This is a genomic window from Kaarinaea lacus (assembly GCF_975902315.1).
Map to the genome: position 1 here is coordinate 1 of NZ_CDLKIE010000194.1, position 3585 is coordinate 3585.

2 protein-coding genes are annotated in these 3585 nt (G+C 45.2%); both read left to right on the forward strand.

What is annotated here, in order from left to right; genetic code table 11:
• Window positions 1–1128, forward strand: a 1128-nt coding sequence (locus tag ACWVCM_RS05740) for a PqiB family protein (protein WP_455200764.1), incomplete at its 5' end; no start/stop codon positions are given.
• A gap of 202 nt (window positions 1129–1330) precedes the next feature.
• Window positions 1331–3585, forward strand: a 2255-nt coding sequence (locus tag ACWVCM_RS05745) for a Tex family protein (protein ID WP_455200765.1), incomplete at its 3' end; no start/stop codon positions are given.

Genomic DNA, 3585 nt, shown 5'->3' on the forward strand with positions numbered 1-3585 from the left:
ATTGGTAAAATAAAAGACGTAAAACTAAATGATGACCTTAAAAGTGTTACAGTCACTGCCTTACTGGATAAAGCTGCCGCAAAATTTGCCAGAGCCAATACACGCTTCTGGATTGTGCGCGCCAGGTTCGGATTGTCAGAAGTGTCCGGCCTGGAAACAGTAATAACCGGGCCATACATTGAACTGCATCCTGGTGACGGTCCTGAGAAAACTCGATTTGCCGGTCTAGAGCAGAAACCTGTCGACATCAGAAACACTGAGGGGCTGCGTCTGGTACTTGAGGCCAATGAGCTAGGTTCATTGAGTCACGGCGCCCCTGTTTACTACAAGAAGGTTAAAGTGGGCGAAGTTGAAAGCTATAAACTCAACGAATCACATAACATCGTCATAAACATATTTATTCATCAGCAGTACATCAATCTGGTGAATAGAAATTCTCGTTTTTGGAACGCTAGCGGCGTACAAGTTGAAGCAAGCCTGGGTAAAGGCGTTAAAGTTAACACCCAGTCACTAAAGAGTATTATTAGCGGCGGTATTTCTTTTGAGACACCGCAATACGACACCAATGCTGTCGCTTGCAAACAAGGCGATATATTCACTCTCTACAGTGACTACAATGTAATTAACTCCAGGTATCACCAGCCTGATAAAGTATATTTTAAATTGCGCGCGTCACATTTGGGCTCCCTAAAAGCAAATTTGCCGGTGTACTACCGCCAGATACAGGTAGGGAAAATTGAACATTATGAACTGGCGAATACAGCAGACCAAATAATTATCACCGCCAGCGTTGAAAAAAAATACGCGCCATTGGTAAGAACAAACAGCAAATTTTGGAATGTAAGCGGTTTTGCGGTTAAATTTAGTCTATTTGGCAGTAAAATGGAAACTACGACCATGGAAAGTCTTCTCAAGGGTGGCATCGCGTTTTCTACACCAAACAACAAGGATATTGGCAAGGTGGCCAACAGTGATTCGCTATTTGAGATATACGATGAACCAGAAGAAGAATGGATGCAATGGAATCCGAAGATACCATTGGTTGAAGCGATAGATAGCCAGCAAAAGGCACCCTCACAAACCCAGGCGCAAGTAGTTCAACAACATGAAAATCAACCAGACTTCTAACAACGCACGGCAGTAATGGCTAGCACTAAAATCAAAGCTGGCATGATTAGCAATAAAGAATGCTGACCGGATTCACTGGTACTCCTGGCACAATATCATATCTGTCATTTTTTCCTCTATGCCACTGTACAACAAATAGCGTTCTGGTACACTCTGCAGTCTCCCATTAAATCAATATCAATTCTCGGGTAGTTAATTATATATGGATATCGTTTTACGTATCGCAGAAGAACTAAGTGTTAAAAAATCACAGGTAGTAGCTGCTATAACATTACTCGATGAAGGCGCAACGGTTCCTTTTATAGCCCGCTATCGAAAGGAAGTTACTAATGGTCTGGATGACACGCAATTGCGACAACTCGAAGAGCGTTTGACTTATTTACGTGAACTGGAAGAACGCCGCACTTCGATACTAAAGTCTATTGATGAACAGAAAAAACTAACGCCTGAATTAAAAAAAGAAATACTGGATGCAGACACGAAAACACGCCTTGAAGATTTATACGCACCTTATAAACCAAAACGACGCACTAAAGCTCAAATAGCGCGCGAAGCCGGTATAGAGCCCTTGCTGGACGAAATAATAAGCGATCCCACACAAACCCCAGAAACCCTGGCAAAGAATTATATTAACGAAAAAGCCGGTTTCAAGGATACAGCAACTGTTCTTGAAGGCGCGCGACAAATATTCATGGAACGCGCCGGTGATGATGCTGATCTGGTAGGTCAACTACGAAACCATGTTTGGGAGCACGCACAACTGACGTCTTCAGTAATTAAAGGTGAAGAGGTAAAGGGTGCCAAGTTTGCTGATTACTTTGAGTTTGCAGAACCTGTTAAAGCGATACCATCTCACCGCGCACTAGCCCTGTTTAGAGGACGCGATGAAGGCGTATTGCGTATCAAGTTTCACATCACGGGACAGGATGATCTGGATAATATTTCGCAGCTGGGTGTTTGCGATAGTATGGTTGCCAGACATTTTTCTCTATCACAACAAAATCGTGCTGCAGATACCTGGTTGCTGGATTCAGCGAAATTAGCATGGCGGGCCAAAATATCATTACGCATTGAGGTCGAGTTGTTGTTGCGTTTACGCGAAACTGCCGAAGCAGAGGCCATTCGAGTATTTGGAGAAAATCTACGCGACCTGTTGCTTGCCGCTCCGGCTGGTATGCGCGCGTGTATGGGCCTGGACCCCGGTTTACGCACTGGCGTAAAAGTTGTGGTTGTTGATCAAACCGGTAAATTGCTGGACTACACGACGATCTTTCCGCACGCACCCAGAAACCAGTGGGATGAATCGCTTTCGGTACTGGCTAAACTGGCAGAAAAGCATAAGGTTGACCTGGTCAGCATCGGCAATGGTACCGCCTCGCGTGAAACCGATAAACTGGTACATGCGCTTATCAATCGCCATCCAGAGCTACGATTAACCAGTCTTGTTGTCAGTGAAGCTGGAGCATCCGTCTATTCCGCATCTGAGCTGGCTGCAAAAGAGTTCCCAGACCTTGACGTTTCCTACAGAGGCGCAGTCTCCATTGCTCGCCGTTTGCAGGATCCATTAGCCGAGCTAGTTAAAATAGAACCCAAGTCTATCGGTGTGGGCCAATATCAACATGATGTTAACCAGACCCAACTGGCACGCAAGCTGGATGCGGTGATCGAAGATTGTGTTAACGCCGTAGGCGTTGAAGTTAATACAGCATCTATCCCTTTGCTCTCGAAAGTAGCAGGCTTGAGCGAAACCATGGCTTCAAATATAGTCGCATTTCGCGAAACAAATGGCGTTATTGATAATCGACAGCAGCTACTTAAAGTCCCTCGTCTTGGACCCAAGGCATTCGAACAGGCTGCTGGATTTTTGCGTATACAAAATGGTTCAAATCCGTTAGACGCCTCAGCCGTTCATCCAGAGGCTTATCCTGTCGTGGAAAAAATTCTTAAAACCACCAAACGCAACATCACGGATGTCATCGGCGACAGCATATTTCTCAAAGGCATTGCTGCTAATGATTACGCTGATGGCCAATTTGGTGAATTGACCGTGCGCGATATTTTACTGGAACTGGATAAACCCGGCCGTGATCCTCGCCCCGAATTCAAAACCGCCAGCTTTAAGGATGGCGTAGAAACACTCCAGGATTTAGAATCCGGGATGATACTGGAAGGAGTGATAACCAACGTCACAAACTTTGGTGCTTTCGTAGACGTTGGCGTCCATCAGGATGGCCTGGTACACATCTCTGCTTTATCAGATACATTTGTAAAAGATCCGCGAGATGTTGTGAAAACTGGGCAAGTCGTCAAAGTAAAAGTCATGGAAGTGGATGTTGATCGTAAACGTGTCAGCTTATCCATGCGCCTGACCGATGAAACAGGCAAGGATAACAAACCAGGCAAGAAACGAAAGCTGGACGAAAAAGTTGCACAACGGAAACAAAAACAGGGCCAAAC